The following is a 16,525-nucleotide window of genomic DNA, read 5'->3' on the forward strand; positions in this document are numbered from 1 at the left end:
CAGCGCCAGAAGGACTGAAGTGGGCTCCGACTTCGTTGCGAATGAACGTCAACCCATTGATTGTCTGAAACAAGTCATTTAATTGAATTTCAGACCAGTTGTTAGGCAATACAGGGTGGCCGTGCACATCACGGTCAATGCGGATAATAGTCGCTTTTTGTAATAGCTTACCGGTGCTAAACAGCAGTTCGCCCAATGTGTAAGAGTTGCCATGCTTATGCGGCAACAAGCATCCATAGGCAAGCGCTAATCTATCTAACACAGTCTCAAGCACAATACCAGCTTGTGAGGCCACCGCTTGTCTATCAAAAGGCTCAGCCCCCAGCGCGTCGGCTAGGGCGGCCATCAATGTTTGGTCCTCGTAGGGTTTTAGTCCTTTATTTAACGTCCAGCTTTCAAGCTTGATAAGATGCGCGCCAGCACTGTTCTGCCGATAGAGGTCATGCCAACGCCGGTTATGAGTCGCAATGATAAGCTGTTGAAAATACTGGGCTTCGTCAGCCAGTAGTTCAGAGATTCGTTGAAAATGCTGGGTATCGACAGACGTGAATACATCGTCGAGCACAAGCACGAGTTGTTTGGGATTTAGTCGCTTGGCCAAGGCTAGCCACAGACAAAAGCCGAATGTATCAAGGTGAGATTCGCTGAAATAGGCTTGTGGGATGACCTCTGAGGCATCCTCAAATCGAGCGTGCTGCTCAAGTGAAGACCGTTTCACTTCATCCATTTCGAGACGATGTAACCCAATCTTCTCCCCTGGATGAATGGCAGTAAATAGCCGATTTACTTCCTCGATTATTCCATCCAGAATAGTCTGCACAAACTCCCGGCGGGTATCTACTACCAATTGGCAAGTTTTGGTAAGTCTCTCCACCACCTGGCCCAAATCAGCAGCTTTCTTCGTGCTGTCTTTTAATAAATCAGCTTGCACTTTAATGTTGTCGTGCAAGGTGAGCCGCTGACGCAAAGAATCCAGTGCTTGCTGTACTACCGGACTTTCAGCCCATAGTTGCTGTGCAAGGTCCGTCGCTTGTTCGCTGATAACGTCACTTGCAGCAGCAGTTTGCAGTTCGAGAGTAAGCTCCTTCCAATTAATATTTAACGCTTGCACAGCTACCGGCTCGTGAGTGGCTAAGTGCGTGGCTAGCTTCTGGAATTGGCTGAATACATCCCGATTACACCGGTCACAATCATCTGCTGCGCGCTTATAACTGTTTTGCGTGCTGTTAACTAGCTGCAGCAATTCACTGGCACTTTGAAGTTGGTGCAGTTGGTCCTCTATGCGTTGCCGCAGGGATTCGGCCTGTACGTCATTGGCGCACAAGGGACAGCTAGTGGGAGCAGCAGGAGGAGCCAAGTATTTCCTGGCTGAAGTGAGCAGGCCAATAAGGTCAGTCCGGCGTGTATCTTCACTACGGTTTGTATCAGCTAGCTTCGCCTTCGCGGCTTCTACCTTCAGTGTCCAGTCGTCACGGGTTTCATGTGCTTGTTGCCAGCTGGCAGTAGCGGTTAATAGCGTCTTAATACCGGAAAGAAGCGTTTCCAAATGGCTTGCCTGACTTTCAAGGGCAGTCAAATCTTCCGCAATGCGTTGCTCAGCCCAACCTAGCGGCTCAGCTTCTGTTTCGTGCGCCTGTTTCTCCTGCTCCCAGAAAGCGTGCAAAGATTTTTGTGCTTGGTCGCGAGCTGCCTTCGCATTGCCAAATTGCTTGTCTACAGCCACTAAATCGCCGCGAAGAGCGGCCTCTGCTTTATCAACCTCTGCCACGTCGATAAAGCTTTTGATAGCCTCATATCGCTTCGCTGGTTGAGTTTCAATCAATTTTAATAACTCACGGCGACGCAATACAAGTATCCCCGGTAGAAAGCTACCATCGGTTCCGGCCGCTACGACGACATTCTTGCCACTGATAGTAGCTTTCCAGGTATGGCCAATAGCAGTTGTCAGTTCCACTTCCAATGACCGTGCGGTGCGGTTGATGGAAGAAACGTATTTGTGCGGATTTGGCCGAACACCTTCTCGGTCCAGAGACCCAAAAGAGGCATTGCCAACTGCATCAATGGCATCAACAACTGTGGATTTGCCAGTGCCATTTTCACCAAATATGACCACAACGGATTTCTTCGGGTCAAACTGTATCGTGACAGGTTGAGTTGCGCCCCGAAAGTGGGTGAGTTTAAGCTCCTTGATTCGGTGCGGCATGGTCAGTGGCTATAGCTGTAGAAGGAATAAGGTGCTTTTCGAGCAGGCTACGCCAATCACCCGCTTTTACCGTTTGGGAGTTAAGTAAGGCTGCCACCGCCTTCTCATCAGAAATACCAATAAAATCAGCCGCACGTAAAGCTGTTACAATTTGAGCAGCTAGCTCTGCATTAGCAGTTTGTGACGGGAAAGGCGAGTTAGATGATGGCTCGGACATTTCTGAATTAGAACGAAGGACAAATGTGTCTATTCTTGGCAATTTCTACCAAGCAGACAATTGGGCAGTTGAAGATATTACATCGGGCGTCAACTTCACGGGGTCTTCTGTTACAGGCAGCAGCGCCAGCGAAAAGAACATGTATTTTTACAATTGTAATTTGCAATTGTAAAAAAGCAATTGTAATTTAGTGCATTAACTAGCCCTCTTCCTGTCATGAGTCAGCAAAGCATCAATCTGGAACGGTCCCAAACGTGGGATGCCCTTTGTTTCCCAATAGCCGCCGTACCGTTAGAAACCCTACTCCCGACTGGCTACCGTATTGTGCCCACGGACCGCAAGCAGGCCATCGTTGGGGAGTTGCCGGATGGGACGAAGAACATCTTCGCCATGCAGAGCGGCGAGTACAGCCTGATTAAAAACGAGGTGCTGCGCGAGGCTGCTGAGCTGTACCTACCGGGACACACCATTGATGCCAGCTTTACGCCCCAGGGGGAGTTTTCCATCAACTTGATTCTGCCCGACGAAGTCAATATCGCTTCGGCGTCGGCGAATACTAAAGTGGTGGACCGGCTTTATAAGTCAATGATTATTAACAATTCATATTCAGGCAAAACGCCGTTTTCGCTGCAAGGCACGGCGTTGAAGGAACACATTGAGACGGGCACCACCTCGAAAATGCGGGTGAGCTACTACCGGCAGGTGTGCACCAATGGCCTGATGGGCTGGGCCGATGATTATATGAGCTTCGACCAGTACTTGGCCTGGCTGTTGAACGGCAAACCGAAGAAGTTTAAGGACGCACTTAAAATTAAGGATGCCGAGCTGGTCGTGCTAACGGGCCGCCAGGTGCAGCGCGAGCAAGAAGTGCTGGTGGATAAGAAGTTTCACCACAAGGGGCTCAACATAGAAGTGTTCAAAAAGCAGCTGGCCAGCATCTTTACCACCTTCCAGAACCAGACGAACTCGCTGACTCCGACCATTGGAGTCTATAAAGAGTTGGCTAAGCGCCCCACGCCGGAAAACCTGGCCACGGTCATTGCCGAGAGCGGCTTGCCGAAAATGCTGGCCCGCAATGCGATGGACCGCTTGGCCGAGGAAATGAGAATGCTGGAAACCCCGGCCAATCTATGGCTGGCCTACAATGCCGTTAACCACGCGCTGTTCAACAGCCGCAGCTCGCTTTCCATCAGCGACCGGTTCCGGCTGGACGAGGCCGCGTTTCACCAGTTGGCCACGCTGGCGCTGACCTAACCCACGGGGGGCATGCGCATGGCCGCGTGGTCGTAATAGAGGGTAGCCCAGCCATTGGGGTTGGGGCTACCCTTCGTGCGTTGGTGCAGCACGTCCCAGACTTCGGAGTAGGGAATGCTCACCCGTGTCCAGTCGGTGAGGCGGCGGCCGTCGAGCAGAACATCCAGTTGCAACTCATCGGCCCCTAACTCAAAGTTGCGGGTCGTCTCCTCGTTGAGCCACATAACGGCCAGCCACCACCGCGCCGGGTCATCGCCATCGTCGTTGTCTTCAACGTGGTCGTAGTAGTTGGCTTTCAAAAAGTAGTGGTTGCTGGCGTCGGGCAGGCCGGCGGCCATCGCTTGCAGCGCCGCAGCTAGGGGAGCAGGGCAATTCATGATTCCGTGATTACGCTTTGTTGATAGGCCCAGTCTTCGGGCGACAGAATGGCCTGCATGAAGGCGGAATAACCTTGGTCGCGCCGTTCCAGCGCGTGCCGGCGTAACGCCAGGCTGCTTTTGCTTTGCTCGAAGCCTTCCTGCTCGACCACGCGGCGCATGTTGGCGGGCAAGCCTTCGAGCCAGTCTAGGTAGTCGGCTTCGGTGATTTCGCCCACGGCCTGCCGCTGGTAGCGGTAACTGGCATTGCCCAGCCGAAACAGGCGGGCGTGCTCGGCCCGCTGCGCTTCTGGCAGGGCGGCCAGAAACTTCAATTGCGACTGGTGATACTTATCAAGCGGGTGCCGGGGCTGGAGCAGGTGTTCCATTTTGTAAATGTGCGAAACAACTGCGATTGGACTAGGGGCAACAATTCGAGGATACTATCTGCATGGCTATAGCCCTAGGGAGCGACCCGCATTATACTTAATAATGTCATCCAGCCGGGTGTAGCGGCTAATCATAGCATCGGTTTTCTGCTTGGTCTGATTCTTAATAAAGTCGTTGCTCTGGCCCGCCAGCTTGGAAGTAGTGATAAACGATACCCGCAGCGAATGCGCGGAATACTTCGCGCCCAGGTGCTCTTTCACCAGCAGGTTCACGCGCCGGTCGGCCAGGCGCTTGTCTGTGGGCTTGCCCGGCTCGCCCGGCCGGCTCCGTTTGAGCGATACAAACAACGGTCCCTCGGTGCGGTCCCCGAGCTGCGCTATCCAGGCATTGTAGGCTCCGATGGGGCAATAAGCCGGGTTTTCGCCATAGAAGATGATTTTCTGCTCGACTTCCCCCGCCTGGTTGGCTTTGCTTTTGGGCAGGGTGATGACCAAGACCTCGTCGGTCGCGTCATGCACCATTTCCAGGTGCTCCAGATTAATATCTACCAGCTCCGAGCGGCGGAAAGCGCCCGCGAATCCGAGCAGCAGCAGCGCCCGCGCTCGCAGCCCGTCCGGCCGCGAGAGGTCCAGCCGGTCGATGGTGCGTTTGAGGTGGGGCACCGAAAAGGCCGGGGCCTGCTTTTGCTTTTTGCCGATTTCCCGCGCCACGCCTTTGCGCAGCACATCCAGGGCCGGGGCGTTAATAGCCGAGGGCAGCCCGAGCAGCTGGTGGTTCTTCTCGATAGCGGCCAGGTGCCGGTTGATGGTGGCCAGCTTACGGCCCACGTCGGCGAGGTTCGCCACGTAGCTGGCCAGCGTTTCCAGGGCGGCGGGCCACGGCGCGAGCTGGTGCAACTCACAATAGGCCTCGTAAGAGCGTAAGTCCGCTGAGTAGGCCAGGCGCGTATTATCGGAGCCTTCTAAGCCGCGCAGCAAATACCGCTCAACATTAGGCGCTACGCGGCTGGCCAGGTCGGCGGCCAGCGCCAGCGTCGGCCTGTTAGCTTCTACCACGGTCAGGCCTTTTTCTCCCTTTGGTTCCTTTGGTGGCTTACTCATGGGTGGCCAGCTGGGCGTAGGTTGCTTCCACCATGACGGCAAGAACGTTGGCCATCGCCGGCTCCAACCGGCTGTCAGAGCGCAGCAGTCGAGCGACCGTCGCGGCCGTCGACTCAGCGGGGGCTGTCATCGGCGATGACGAGCAGTAGAGCAGCCGGGCCGGTGACACGTCCAGCCAGTTGCAGAAGTGCAGGAACACCGGCAGGTCGGGTAAGCGCTGCTGCTCGACCCTCAGCAAGGTGCCCACGCTGACCGGGCCGACGGCCTTGGTGATTTCTTCGGCGGCCTCTCGCAGGGTCTGGCTGCCGCGCTTGGCGCGAACCAGCGAAGCCAGTCGGGCAGTGTCGACTTGGTACAGCATATTTTGCAATTGTAAAAATATGGGTGGAAACGGTCATTTTGCAATTGCAAAATGACCGTTGCGGGGTGCCGTAAATATAGGCAGAGTTTAGGGCCGATAAGGAAGGCTTATGGTTCCTAAACTTCGAAAGGGGAGAGGAAAAAAAATTGATGACTCGGTTGAGTGGATGACTCCGTAGAACCTCGCGCCATCTTCACGGACCGCATTCCTCATTCAGTCCGCCTGCGAAATCGGACGACCAAGAACTGCTCGTTCCCTTTCAACTCCTTATTAATATGTGTCTCCGCGCTGGCTCAGTTTCCTAAGCTGGCTGTGGTGTGTTTATCCTTGTCTGGTATCGGCCACTTTGACTACGATTGAGAACAAGCTGCAATCTTGGAAGAAGTAATCTGTGCTTGCATTGTGTGCTGCGACACCTCGGGCAAGTCCCGCAGGCCAGCGCACCGCTCGCGATAGTTCCAGGAAGTGACCGTCCTTACGCTTGCCGGGCCTCAACACTTGGTGCTGCCAGTCACGTCCACTGCCTGAACTGGTTGGTATGGCGTTGAATAAACGGGTAGGTGGGCAGTAAGCGCGAAAAAAGCGGCAGTGTAATTAACGCCGGGCTATTTTTTGCTGTTCATCAAGTCAGGGGGCATTCATCTGATTTTCCAGTTCCCGCACCGCTTATGACCCGACAGCTTCTCGTTGACTTTTCTGACGTATTCAATGAGCCAATCTTGCCGATTGAGACTTATCTGGCGGGTATTAGCCGACTGCGGCGTTTGCAATGCGTCGCTCATTTACTTGGCTATCTAAGCCAGGTTCCTGCCGCAGAGCGCGACTATAAAACGGATATGGAGCAGATTTTTGCTCCGCACAATCGTCCTTTTGCAACGGTAGTGTACAATAGGATGAGTGACTTAGCTCGTCGTGCAGGTGCTAAGGTCAACTTCCTGCACCCTAAGGTGGTACTCCAGCTGTATGGCTACTGCTTTGAGTTGCCTGACTGCCCGGATACGCAGTCTTACCCAGAGGTGGAGCGAAACCTCTACAAAGCCTGTCTGGCGTTAAACGGTCCATACATTCAGCAGCAAGACCAGGCCATGGCGGATGCCAAACGCTTGCTCCCGACGCAGCGGTTAGCGGCATTGGCACTGGCGGGTACTTTTTCCGACTTTGAGTTGGTTAATCACCGCTTGCCCAATATTGCCATGCTGCAACTCATGAAGTCGGTGCGCTTTTTTGAGTTTATGGAGGCTGAGACTCGGTTCAAGCCTCTGTTAGAGGCCTTTTTGCAGTGCTTCGGCTGCCAGGATTGGCCGGAATACTTTCGCCGGCTCGGTGGGGTAATCAAGCCAGTCCTTCAAGCCACGAAGCGCGGCCGAATCGCGGTAGAGTTAGCTCCTGATGCTGATTTTGAGTCTAATCGCGCTTTCTTACGGCATTTCACCTTGCCCGAAGACTTACCAGTAGACCACGCCGATTTTACTAGTTTGCGAGCTACACCGCTGTGCGAAGAAGAGCCGGGCACTTTCGCATTGGTTTATCCAGTGCTGGTATTAGAAGCCCTGCACAAGGGGCTGTATTTTCAGTTTAGTGCCGCCAATCGAACTTTGCCCAAAGGGCAGCGGGAGCCAGATTGGCGCTCGGTGTACTGCGACCTGTTCTCGGAGCAATACCTGCTCTATCTACTGTTGGATGCCGTTTTTCGGGGCCGGGGTTTGGCCTTGAGCGGCAAAGCCATTCTTCAGGGCTGGCAACTAAAAGGGCAGTCCGAGCCGGACTACTATTTCCGCCACGATAACCGGGCGGTGCTCTTCGAGTCGAAAGACGTGCTGGTGCATAAAGATGCCAAGGCGGGCCACGACTTCGCTACCTATCTGGATGAGGTAAAAAAGAAATTCTACGAAGACGACAAGCAGCATCCCAAAGCAGCGAAGCAGCTGGCCAACAATGTGGCACGTCTACTGCGCCACCAGTTGCCTTTCGATACCAATTTTGACCCAGCCGAGTTGGTAATTTACCCGGTGCTGGTGGTGCATGACCGGCTCTATAACCAGCCCGGCCTGAACGTGGTCGTCAACGACTGGTTTCAAGAGGAGTTGGCCAAGCTGGCGCAGGAAGGTCTGGCCGTGCATAACGTGCGCCCGCTGATTATTATCGACGCTGATACGCTCATGGCCTATCATGAAGACTTCCGCGATGGGCGGTTAGTATTCGAAGACGTACTCGAAGAATACGTGGCGTACCTGCGAGCCCCAGCCTGGGCGGGCATCAGCACGGCCGAGGACGAACAGCGGCAGATGCAGCGTGTTCACCCCTTCGCCTTATTTCTGGAAAACTACGCGGAAAAGCGCGGTATGCCGGGCATTCCGCAGGAGATGCTATACCAGATTCTGCCCATCATCAACCGGGGCGCGGCCGACTAGCCAGCAGCGTAAAGTTATTGAGCGTTCTATATTACTGCCTTTCACTCATTTCGCCAGAACCTATAGCTTGGTGTTTTATCAAGCCAAAAAGCTAGCCCGCTGCCATGTTACTAAACCTGACCATTCCCTCGTTGCAGGTACGAAACGTTCAGTACGTCACGCTTAACCCCCGGTTCAGCAGCGCGTACTGGGTGGCAATCAGCCAGTATGTCCGCTTCGAGTATGGCGTGGGCAAACTCACCGACCCCGCGACGGTGCGGCGGGCGTTGGAGGGCATTTATGCGCTGCTGCTGGAAAACTTTGAGCGGGTAGCGGCGGCCGTTTCCAGCGTGCGGTTTCTGCTGTTTGTGCACCGCATCCACGAGTCGTCGGTGCTCATTTCGCAATTGTTTCAGGACGAAAACGAAGAGCTAAACGCCTACTTGACCCCGCAGGACCTGAAAGAACTCCCGGCCATCCGGCGGGTGCTGAAGCTGGTGATGGAAGCGGTACTGCCGCCGCAGTTCGCGGAAGAAATCGGGCCGGAGCTGGTGGGCAGCGCCCAGGCGACGCCTCAGAACGTGGCGCAGCTGGAAGAGCTGCTGTACCTGGGCGGCCACCTGCTGGAGATGAAGGAGTACATCAACAGCTGCTCGCTGTTTGAGAAATCCGTGTCGCTGCACTCCCGGTGGAAAAGGCCGCTGGTTATCCTGCACAACAGCCCGTACAACTACGTGCTCGAAACCGTGCAGCGCGACATCGCCACGTACCGCAACAACGAGTACGAGGGCATTAACGCCGAGCTGGACGAACAGCTGTTAGCCACCTTCGGCAGCAACCTCACGCGAGTCTTGCAAGGGCTGCCCGGCCTGGGCACCTTCATCGTGCCGCGCGAGCAGTGGCTGCGCGAGCAAGGCCTCACGCCCGGCCGCGAAGACGAGGCGCGGCCTTTCTACGCCGGGCTAACCCTGACGGCCCACAATAAAATGCCGCTGGCGGACTCGTTCCAGAAAATGCAGAACAACACCCGGCTCATTTACCGGCCCATCCTGGAGTTTCTGGATAAAAACGGGGAGCCGTACTGGGTGGTAGGCTCGGGCAAGATGCTGGAAAGCATGCGCGCGCTGCAAACCAACGCACTGCTGTGGGGGCATTTGCCCAACGAGTGGAAGGCTGCCCCCGACCTGCAGGCGTTTGCCAAGACGCTGGAGCTGCGCCGCGAAAGCCTGATGGTAGACCAACTTTCGGAGCACCTGCGGGCGCACGAGGTGCCGCACGTGACCAACCTCAAGCGGTTGATTGACCGGAAAGGCCAGGCCTTCAATATCGCGACGGCCGGGCTGGGCGAGATTGACGTTATTTTCCTGAACGTCGCGCAGAAAGTGATTTACGTGGGCGAATGCAAAAACAATCGGCCTCGGTTCGATATGTTTTACTGGAAGGGGGAGCACCGGCAGTTTTCGGAGGGCTACGAAGCCAAGCTGGCCCGCAAGCACGCCTGGGTGCAAAGCAATAAGCAGCGGGTGCAGGAGCACTTCACCCACGAGTTGAAAACCGACTTCGACTTCACGGACTGGACCGTGGAAGGGGTGTTTTTCCTGATGACCTCGTCCATCTACAAGTACGATGGCTCTTTTCTGGTGTTGACCCTGAAAGACGTGGACGCTTTCTTGGAGAACGGCTTTGTGTTCCGCTACCCGATTCTGGGCTTCCGGCGCAAAAATGGCAGCGAGTACGAAGTCCACTATCCCTACTTCAAAAACCTGCACCGCCTGGTCAGGGAAGGGGTTATATAGCTAGCGGCGGAAGGAATCCCCTGACCAGTATGCTAGCCGGGATGAAGGGTACGATAGGGTAACTCGTCGTTGCTGCCGAGGCTTGCCTAATAGGTGGTAATCCCCGCAGAATTGGCAGTTGGCGCAACTGGCCTTTGGTTTGTGGTGAAGCAGGTCATTCCGACCAAATAGGGAGGGCATCACTTGCGCCCCAACTCAAACAACGGGGGCTTACTCAGCTACATCACCTATCAACTTCCTGCCATATGTTCGTACTCGATTCGCAAAAGTTACAACCATTTGACATACTGCTAGTACGGTTTGCCGATACTACGTCGGCTGACATCCGGGCCGCCTGCAATTCCGAGTTCAGCCACGCCGCCGTGTACATCGGCAACAACTCGTTCATTGAAGGGGTACCACCCGTGGTGACGCTGTTCTCAGCCCAGCGCTATTTCTTCCCAACTCTCGATGACGTCCGAGTTATTCGGCTCAAGGCAGCCCATCGGGCTAGTTTCGACGCCGGGCAAGCCGAGCAGACGATACGGGGGTTGGCGTACTGCAACTACTCTAGTATGTTATTGACCCGTATTCAGTTGCGGTCTATAAGTGAGGATATCAAGGCCCGTTTTTTGCGGGAGAAGCGGTGGACGGGCGGCGTTGTATGCTCCACACTTGTCGCGCTGCCATACTACGCCGGGGGTATCGACATTTCACAGCAGCAGGAGCCGTTCTTCGTGCATTTTGGCGACATTGAGCAGTCCGATTTCTTTGAGGAAGTCACCACAAGTGTCTTTACCACGACTACCGAGCTGGACGGGGCCTTCAACTACTTCACCACCGCCGAGACGGGCTCCATTCTGGAAAAGCAGTCCGCCGCCGCCAAGGAGTTGAATACGCTCGTCACTGACATTCTGGGCGAAATGCGGCGCGACCGCAAAAAGTACGACACCATCCTTCGCATAGAAGACCAAGACCTGGTTTTTACCACCTGGGAGGACATCATTCCGCTCATCATGCGCTGGTTTCTCACCGAGCGGGGCCAGGAAATTGATGAGCAAGTCTACCGTAAGCTCGTATCGAGCGGGTACACCACGCTCTGGTTTGAGGAAGTGCACTCCCACCGCCGACTGTTTTTTCCCGCTGGTTACTTTGCCCAAGCCTTGGAAGAAGGTCCCCAGTACCTGATGCCCAAGGAGCATTACGAAACCACGCGCACCGCACTCAACATCGCGCTGCAGCACAACCGGCGGCAGGAGAAAGCTACTTTTCATAACTTCTCACAGGCTCCGGCTAAAACACTACACGCCTTGTTGGACATGCATCGCTCGTTCAGCGACTTGCTGCAATCTTCGGTTACCCAGTATACGGGCATCATTGACATGCTTGAGGAGTTGCAATTAGCTGGTTAATGCCTCCGCAGGCAAAGCCTAACACTGCGCACAGGCAAAAATTTCTGATGATGCTTTTCTAAGATGGCCTGGCAAGCCGTTGCTTAGTCAGCTTGCGCGGCCAAACCGGCAAAAGACTGCTGCACAAACTGGTGGGCATAGGCCTTCACTTGGTCGCGCACGGCCCGGAACTGCTGCATAATTTCCTCCTCACTGCCCGTGGCCTTGGCAGGGTCGGGAAAGTTGTGGTGCAGCTTCTTGGCGGAGGAGGGAAACACCGGGCACACCTCGTTGGCGTGGTCGCACACGGTAATCACGTAGTCGAACGGCACGGCGGCGTATTCGTCCACATGGTTGCTGGTGTGGTGGCTAATGTCCATCCCGTCCTCGGTCATCACGCGCACGGCGCGGGGGTTGAGGCCATGCACTTCCACGCCGGCGCTGTACACGGCGGCTTGGTCGCCCAGGGCTTGTTCGAGGTAGCCGTGCAGCAGTTGGCTACGGCAGGAATTGCCGGTGCACAGCACCAGCACGTTTTTTTTGTCAGACATGAGAGAGGAATAGCAAAGAAGGGTTACGCGGCCGAAGCCACCGTTTTGCCGCCGTACCAGCGGCGGCGGAACCAGAAGGCCAGATTGACCAGCGCAATCAGTGCGGGCACCTCAATCAGCGGGCCGATGACGCCGGCGAAGGCCTGGCCCGAGTTCAGACCGAACACCCCGATGGCCACGGCAATGGCCAACTCGAAGTTGTTGCCGGTGGCTGTGAAAGCAATGGAGGCATTCTCGGCATAATCGGCCCCCAGGTACTTGCCGGCGGCAAAGCTGAGCACGAACATGATGCCGAAATACAGGGCCAGCGGCAGGGCAATGCGCAGCACGTCGAGCGGCACCTGCACGATAGTCTCGCCCTTGAGGCTGAACATGACCACGATGGTGAGCAGCAGCGCCACCAGCGTAATGGGGCTGATGGCCGGGAGGTAAACCTTTTCGTACCACTCGTCGCCTTTCAGGCGGCGCAGGATGGTACGCGAGAGAAAGCCCGCTGCGAAGGGGATGCCCAGGTACACCAGCACGCTCTGCGCAATGTCCCAGATGCCGATGTTCACCGCGTAGCCTTTCAGGCCGAAGTAGGGCGGCAGCACGGTGATGAATAGCCAGGCCAGCACCGAGTAGAATAGCACCTGGAAAATGGAGTTGAGCGCTACCAGCCCGGCGGCGTACTCCCGTGAGCCATCGGCCAGGTCGTTCCACACCAGCACCATGGCAATGCAGCGGGCAATCCCAATCAGAATCAGGCCCATCATGTATTCCGGCTTATCAGGCAGCAGCCAGATGGCCAGGAAAAACATCAGCAAAGGGCCCAGAATCCAGTTCAGGAAAAGCGACAGGCCAATGATGCGCGTGTTCTGGAAGACCGTGGGCAGCTGCTCGTACTTGACCTTGGCCAGCGGCGGGTACATCATTAGAATCAGGCCGATGGCCAGCGGCACGTTCACCGTGCCCACCGAGAAGTAGTTGATGGCCCCGTTGATGCCGGGCACGAAATAGCCCAGGCCCACGCCCAGGGCCATGGCCAGGAATATCCAGAGCGTGAGGCCCCGGTCGAGGCCGGAGAGTTTCTTTTCGGCCAGCACGGCGGGGGCTGGCGCGGCGGGCTGGGGTTGATTGAGTGTGTTCATGATAAGGAAGTTGAATTAAGCGACGCCGACGCAGGCGCTGCGCCGCTCCATCTGCACCGTGTTGCGCCACACGCCGTGGTGCTGGCCAATGCGCTCGCGGTGGCCGATGACCCGGAACCCTGCTCGCGTGTGCAGGCCGATGCTAGCCACATTTTCCTCGAAGGTGCCGGCCTGCAGCGTCCAGATGCCGTGGGCCTCCGAGTCCGTAATAAGGGCGTGCAGCACCTGCCGGCCCACGCCTTGCCCGCGGGCTTCGGCGGCGATGTAAATACTGATTTCGGCCACCCCGCCATAGACGCAGCGGCTCGACACGGGCGAGAGGGCGGCCCAGCCCAGCACCGTGCCGGCATCATCGACGGCAACCAGGCGGCTGTGGGCCAGGTGCGCCCGGTCCCAGGCCTCCCATTCGGGGACCTGATTTTCAAACGTCGCGTTGCCGGTGGCAATGCCCTGCTCGTAGATGGCGCGCACGGCGGGCCAGTGCGCGGTGGTCATGGGTTGCAGCTTCATGAGCGGATAGCAAAAAGTGAGAAGAGCGGGATTATTTGCGGTTGAGCAGGTACGCCCCGGCGACGAGCAGCAGCGCCCCGGCCAGCCGGCTCAGGGTGAGGGGGCTGCGCACGAGGCCCAGTAGCCCCATCTGGTCAAAGAGCAAGGCCGTGAGGAGCTGGCCGGTCACGACCAGAGCGAACAGGGAGGCCGCGCCGACCCGTTGCAGGGAAAAGGTGATGGCCGCGATGTAGACCATGCCCAGGGCCCCGCCCGTCCACTGGTACCACCGGATTCCGTTCACCTCGGCCAGTGCCGGCAGTGACGTCTGGGTACTGACCAGCACTAGGGCCGCGGCCAGGGTGCCGACCAGATAGGAAGCGAGCACGGCCCACATGACGCTGTGCAGGCCCCCGCGCAGTTGGCTATTCACGGCCGATTGCGTGGTCAGGGCCGCCCCGGCCAGCACCAGCACGAGGAAGGGGAGGAATTTCATGGCCAGAACGACAGGTCAGGGGCGCAGCATTCAGTAGGCTTTGCGCAGCATGTCGGCGTACTCGTTGGGCAGCGGCGAGGCCTCCACGGCCCGGGCCGCTTTCTCCACGTCGTATTCAACGCGAATCAGCTCCGAGCGCACGCTGCCGGGGGCGGTGAGCCGGGTGTTCTCGTCGAGGTGCAGCAGCTGGTAGGCGGCGCGCGGGTCGCCGTCCTTGGGCTTGCCCACCGAGCCGATATTGAGCGCGTGGCGGTAGCGGGTTTCGCCTTCCACCTCGTAGGCGAAGGTGCGGTGGTAGGGCTTGTGGGTGTGGCCGAAGAGCAGAATATCCGCATTAGCTTCGGCCAGCACCCGCAGAAAGCTGGCTTCGGGCCGGTCCTCAAACAGGTATTCGTTGATTTTGCGCGGTGAGCCGTGCACCATCAGCAGGCTGAGCGTGCAGGGCTCCTCCTGAAAATCCAGTCGCATGTGCTTGGGCAGCAGGCGCAGATAGCGCCGCTCTTCGTCGCCCACCACGTGGTTGGTGTAGGCGATGCTCTGGGCGCCCAGGTCCTTTTCGGTGTCGGTTTTATAGGCGCAGCCGCAGTTGCTGCTGGCCAGCCCGATGCCCTGGTCGTAGTTGCCGGCCAGCGTGGGGATGCCGCGGCGGCGCACCTCGTTTACCACTTCGTTGGGCCAGGGCGCGTAGCCCACCAAATCGCCCAGGCAGAAAATCATGTCGGGCCGGCGCTGCTCCATATCGGCCAGCACCGCTTCCAGGGCCGGCAGGTTGCCGTGCACGTCGGAGAAAAAGGCAATCGTCATCGAAATCGGGAGGAAGGAATGGAGAGAAAAATCAAGCGGCGCGACCCAGAAGGGCCGCGCCGCTTAGCCTTGTTAGCAGCACCCGCCGCCCGGCGTGCAGCCGCCGGCCGTTTGCAGCTGCGGCAGCGCAAACTGCTGGGCGGCCGGAATGCCGCAGGCATCCTGGGCCAGGCAGGCCGTCTGCTTCTGCGTCAGCACGAAGTCGTTGCCCTCGCGCGTCAGCCCGAATTTGCCGATGGTAGCCTGCTGGTATTCCACTTCAATGTCTAGGTCGTCGGTGCCCAGAATGCGCTGCGACAAGTCCAGGATGTGCAGGAATTTCTGGGGTGCCAGGCGGTGGTCGTAGTCGCCGGCCTCCCAGAGCTGGAAGTTGGCGACCTGCTCCTGGCGCTCCACGCCGCCGCAGTCGATGAAATGCTTGCTCACCAGGCCCACTTCCGTCACGTGGAAGTGCGCGGGCAGGTACTCGCCCGTGGGCAAACGGAAATTGACGGCTTCCACTTCGGCCAAAGCCTGCTTGATTTCAGAGATTTTCATGGCGTTACGTATTGATTTGAAAGTGAAAAAGAAAGTGGGCTTAGCAGGCGCAAGCATCGTCGGGGCCGCAGGCCGCGCCGCTGGTGGCCTCAATGAAAAAGGCGGTGAACTGCTGGTGCACCCGCTGCAGTAGCTCGGTATTGAGGCAGTAGCAGACCGTGAGGCCGTCGATTTCGCCGCGAATCAGGTCCAGCGCCTTCAACTCCTGCAGGTGCTGCGAGACGGTGGTGCGCGAGAGCGGCAGCTCGGCGGCGATGTCGCCGGAAATGCAGGTTTGCTTGCTGGCCAGAAACTGGATGATGGCCACCCGGGCCGGGTGGGCCAGGGCTTTGGCCACGCGGGATAATTGCTGTTGCTCTTCGGTGAAGGCGGCGGTTTTAGCGTAGGTCATGGTCGGAAGCTGGAGGAGTGGGTAAGGTGGCGGCCGGTGCCGCCGTGGCCGCTAGCAGGTGGGTGAGCAGCGTTTCGGCCCGCTGATAGGCGCGCTGCTCGGCGGCTTGCAGTCGCTCTTCGCCGCCGCCGCCCGGCAGGCCATTGTAGCCGCCCTGCGTCTGAAGCCGCAGGCTTTCCAGCACGAGGCATTCGGTGCGCAGCACCCGTTCGAGCACGACGCGCAGCAGGGGGTGAACGGGAGTATCGACGGTGGATGACATGGGCGCCGGTAAGCAACTTGGAAGTATGTCGCAAATATACGACATTAAATGACGTAAGTTTACGACATATTTTCTTGGAAAGCCGAAACAAGCGGTTTTAGGGGCTTTTTGGTAGGGCGAGCCCGCTGGGCCAGGCTATGCAGGAGTCCGCTGCGCTACCGTGCTGCGCACCGCTCCCGCTGGTCGCGCCCTTCCTATCCTTCTCGCAAAAAATCCCCCCGCGCCGGCCCGGCCCAGGCAGCGCCGCTTACTCGGGGGCGCGGCCGGCTATCCGCCACTCCCGCTGGTCGCCACGGAATGCCGGCCGCGCCCCCGGTGCGCTCTGCAGCCCCGGCCGGGCCTTCCCCCTTCTTATTGGCTGCTGGCCGAACCGGCAAGGGCCGGTACCGCCAGCGGAGCGCTGGAGCCGGCGTACCGCCGGCAGCTTT

At 57.6% G+C, this 16,525-nt stretch carries 18 protein-coding genes; 4 read left to right on the top strand and 14 right to left on the bottom strand.

The window, feature by feature from the left end; genetic code table 11:
- Window positions 1-2,203: AAA family ATPase (locus HHL22_RS23075; RefSeq protein ID WP_169533800.1), on the bottom strand; the 2,203-nt coding region annotated here is incomplete at its 3' end.
- The gene (locus tag HHL22_RS23080) at window positions 2,178-2,420 is read right to left on the bottom strand and encodes a hypothetical protein (protein WP_169533801.1); all 243 of its coding nucleotides are present in this window, start codon (window positions 2,418-2,420) and stop codon (window positions 2,178-2,180) included. The genes HHL22_RS23080 and HHL22_RS23075, both read right to left, overlap by 26 nt.
- A 324-nt stretch (window positions 2,421-2,744) precedes the next feature.
- Here HHL22_RS23080 and HHL22_RS23085 point away from each other — a divergent pair, with 324 nt between their 5' ends.
- A complete protein-coding gene (locus tag HHL22_RS23085) occupies window positions 2,745-3,674 on the top strand; it encodes a hypothetical protein (protein WP_169533802.1) in 930 nt (309 codons plus the stop codon).
- On the opposite strand, the gene HHL22_RS23090 is transcribed toward HHL22_RS23085, so the two are convergent.
- The 4 genes from HHL22_RS23090 to HHL22_RS23105 all read right to left on the bottom strand — a co-directional run bounded on the left by HHL22_RS23090 (window position 3,671) and on the right by HHL22_RS23105 (window position 5,881).
- Entirely contained in the window at window positions 3,671-4,051 is a 381-nt protein-coding gene (locus HHL22_RS23090) for a hypothetical protein (RefSeq protein WP_169533803.1), read from the bottom strand. The genes HHL22_RS23085 and HHL22_RS23090 overlap by 4 nt on opposite strands.
- Window positions 4,048-4,419: a hypothetical protein gene (locus HHL22_RS23095; RefSeq protein WP_169533804.1), complete on the bottom strand. Its 372-nt coding sequence runs from the start codon at window positions 4,417-4,419 to the stop codon at window positions 4,048-4,050. Before HHL22_RS23095 ends, HHL22_RS23090 begins: the two co-directional genes overlap by 4 nt.
- Window positions 4,420-4,485: 66 nt before the next feature.
- Entirely contained in the window at window positions 4,486-5,520 is a 1,035-nt protein-coding gene (locus tag HHL22_RS23100; protein WP_169533805.1) for a site-specific integrase, read from the bottom strand.
- Window positions 5,513-5,881 carry an XRE family transcriptional regulator gene (locus tag HHL22_RS23105; protein WP_169533806.1) on the bottom strand — a complete coding sequence of 123 codons (369 nt, stop codon included), beginning with the start codon at window positions 5,879-5,881 and terminating at the stop codon, window positions 5,513-5,515. Before HHL22_RS23105 ends, HHL22_RS23100 begins: the two co-directional genes overlap by 8 nt.
- Before the next feature lie 668 nt (window positions 5,882-6,549).
- Between HHL22_RS23105 and HHL22_RS23110 the strand changes: the two genes are divergently transcribed.
- The 3 genes from HHL22_RS23110 to HHL22_RS23120 all read left to right on the top strand — a co-directional run bounded on the left by HHL22_RS23110 (window position 6,550) and on the right by HHL22_RS23120 (window position 11,458).
- Entirely contained in the window at window positions 6,550-8,292 is a 1,743-nt protein-coding gene (locus HHL22_RS23110; protein WP_169533807.1) for a hypothetical protein, read from the top strand.
- Window positions 8,293-8,396: 104 nt separating this feature from the next.
- Window positions 8,397-10,067, top strand: coding sequence for a hypothetical protein (locus HHL22_RS23115; protein ID WP_169533808.1), 1,671 nt, complete (start codon window positions 8,397-8,399; stop codon window positions 10,065-10,067).
- A gap of 245 nt (window positions 10,068-10,312) precedes the next feature.
- Entirely contained in the window at window positions 10,313-11,458 is a 1,146-nt protein-coding gene (locus tag HHL22_RS23120; RefSeq protein ID WP_169533809.1) for a C40 family peptidase, read from the top strand.
- Between the two features lie 83 nt (window positions 11,459-11,541).
- On the opposite strand, the gene HHL22_RS23125 is transcribed toward HHL22_RS23120, so the two are convergent.
- From HHL22_RS23125 to HHL22_RS23160, 8 genes are all read right to left on the bottom strand, one after another.
- Complete coding sequence (locus HHL22_RS23125) at window positions 11,542-11,988, bottom strand: arsenate reductase ArsC (RefSeq protein WP_169533810.1); 447 nt, start codon at window positions 11,986-11,988, stop codon at window positions 11,542-11,544.
- Between the two features lie 23 nt (window positions 11,989-12,011).
- Window positions 12,012-13,118, bottom strand: a complete 1,107-nt coding sequence (gene arsB / locus HHL22_RS23130) for an ACR3 family arsenite efflux transporter (protein ID WP_169533811.1) — start codon at window positions 13,116-13,118, stop codon at window positions 12,012-12,014.
- 15 nt (window positions 13,119-13,133) lie between these two features.
- On the bottom strand, window positions 13,134-13,628 hold the full coding sequence (locus HHL22_RS23135; RefSeq protein ID WP_169533812.1) for a GNAT family N-acetyltransferase: 495 nt from the start codon (window positions 13,626-13,628) through the stop codon (window positions 13,134-13,136).
- Between the two features lie 31 nt (window positions 13,629-13,659).
- Window positions 13,660-14,103, bottom strand: a complete 444-nt coding sequence (locus tag HHL22_RS23140) for a DMT family transporter (RefSeq protein WP_169533813.1) — start codon at window positions 14,101-14,103, stop codon at window positions 13,660-13,662.
- A gap of 30 nt (window positions 14,104-14,133) precedes the next feature.
- The gene (locus HHL22_RS23145) at window positions 14,134-14,907 is read right to left on the bottom strand and encodes a metallophosphoesterase family protein (RefSeq protein ID WP_169533814.1); all 774 of its coding nucleotides are present in this window, start codon (window positions 14,905-14,907) and stop codon (window positions 14,134-14,136) included.
- Between the two features lie 72 nt (window positions 14,908-14,979).
- On the bottom strand, window positions 14,980-15,444 hold the full coding sequence (locus tag HHL22_RS23150) for a DUF6428 family protein (protein ID WP_169533815.1): 465 nt from the start codon (window positions 15,442-15,444) through the stop codon (window positions 14,980-14,982).
- Between the two features lie 40 nt (window positions 15,445-15,484).
- Entirely contained in the window at window positions 15,485-15,835 is a 351-nt protein-coding gene (locus tag HHL22_RS23155) for an ArsR/SmtB family transcription factor (protein WP_169533816.1), read from the bottom strand.
- Window positions 15,822-16,097: a hypothetical protein gene (locus tag HHL22_RS23160; RefSeq protein WP_169533817.1), complete on the bottom strand. Its 276-nt coding sequence runs from the start codon at window positions 16,095-16,097 to the stop codon at window positions 15,822-15,824. The genes HHL22_RS23155 and HHL22_RS23160 overlap by 14 nt, the downstream gene beginning before the upstream one ends.
- Window positions 16,098-16,525 lie beyond the last annotated feature (428 nt).

This window comes from Hymenobacter polaris (assembly GCF_012927305.1).
GTDB lineage: Bacteria > Bacteroidota > Bacteroidia > Cytophagales > Hymenobacteraceae > Hymenobacter > Hymenobacter polaris.

Excerpts from the sequence above, each read along its gene's own strand:
- HHL22_RS23155 (WP_169533816.1), bottom strand. The coding sequence starts at position 15,835 with ATGACCTACGCTAAAACCGCCGCCTTCACCGAAGAGCAACAGCAATTA.
- HHL22_RS23160 (WP_169533817.1), bottom strand. The coding sequence starts at position 16,097 with ATGTCATCCACCGTCGATACTCCCGTTCACCCCCTGCTGCGCGTCGTG.
- HHL22_RS23105 (WP_169533806.1), bottom strand. The coding sequence starts at position 5,881 with ATGCTGTACCAAGTCGACACTGCCCGACTGGCTTCGCTGGTTCGCGCC.
- HHL22_RS23115 (WP_169533808.1), top strand. The coding sequence starts at position 8,397 with ATGTTACTAAACCTGACCATTCCCTCGTTGCAGGTACGAAACGTTCAG.
- HHL22_RS23140 (WP_169533813.1), bottom strand. The coding sequence starts at position 14,103 with ATGAAATTCCTCCCCTTCCTCGTGCTGGTGCTGGCCGGGGCGGCCCTG.
- HHL22_RS23100 (WP_169533805.1), bottom strand. The coding sequence starts at position 5,520 with ATGAGTAAGCCACCAAAGGAACCAAAGGGAGAAAAAGGCCTGACCGTG.
- HHL22_RS23150 (WP_169533815.1), bottom strand. The coding sequence starts at position 15,444 with ATGAAAATCTCTGAAATCAAGCAGGCTTTGGCCGAAGTGGAAGCCGTC.
- HHL22_RS23080 (WP_169533801.1), bottom strand. The coding sequence starts at position 2,420 with ATGTCCGAGCCATCATCTAACTCGCCTTTCCCGTCACAAACTGCTAAT.
- HHL22_RS23135 (WP_169533812.1), bottom strand. The coding sequence starts at position 13,628 with ATGAAGCTGCAACCCATGACCACCGCGCACTGGCCCGCCGTGCGCGCC.
- HHL22_RS23145 (WP_169533814.1), bottom strand. The coding sequence starts at position 14,907 with ATGACGATTGCCTTTTTCTCCGACGTGCACGGCAACCTGCCGGCCCTG.
- HHL22_RS23095 (WP_169533804.1), bottom strand. The coding sequence starts at position 4,419 with ATGGAACACCTGCTCCAGCCCCGGCACCCGCTTGATAAGTATCACCAG.
- arsB (WP_169533811.1), bottom strand. The coding sequence starts at position 13,118 with ATGAACACACTCAATCAACCCCAGCCCGCCGCGCCAGCCCCCGCCGTG.
- HHL22_RS23090 (WP_169533803.1), bottom strand. The coding sequence starts at position 4,051 with ATGAATTGCCCTGCTCCCCTAGCTGCGGCGCTGCAAGCGATGGCCGCC.
- HHL22_RS23120 (WP_169533809.1), top strand. The coding sequence starts at position 10,313 with ATGTTCGTACTCGATTCGCAAAAGTTACAACCATTTGACATACTGCTA.
- HHL22_RS23110 (WP_169533807.1), top strand. The coding sequence starts at position 6,550 with ATGACCCGACAGCTTCTCGTTGACTTTTCTGACGTATTCAATGAGCCA.
- HHL22_RS23125 (WP_169533810.1), bottom strand. The coding sequence starts at position 11,988 with ATGTCTGACAAAAAAAACGTGCTGGTGCTGTGCACCGGCAATTCCTGC.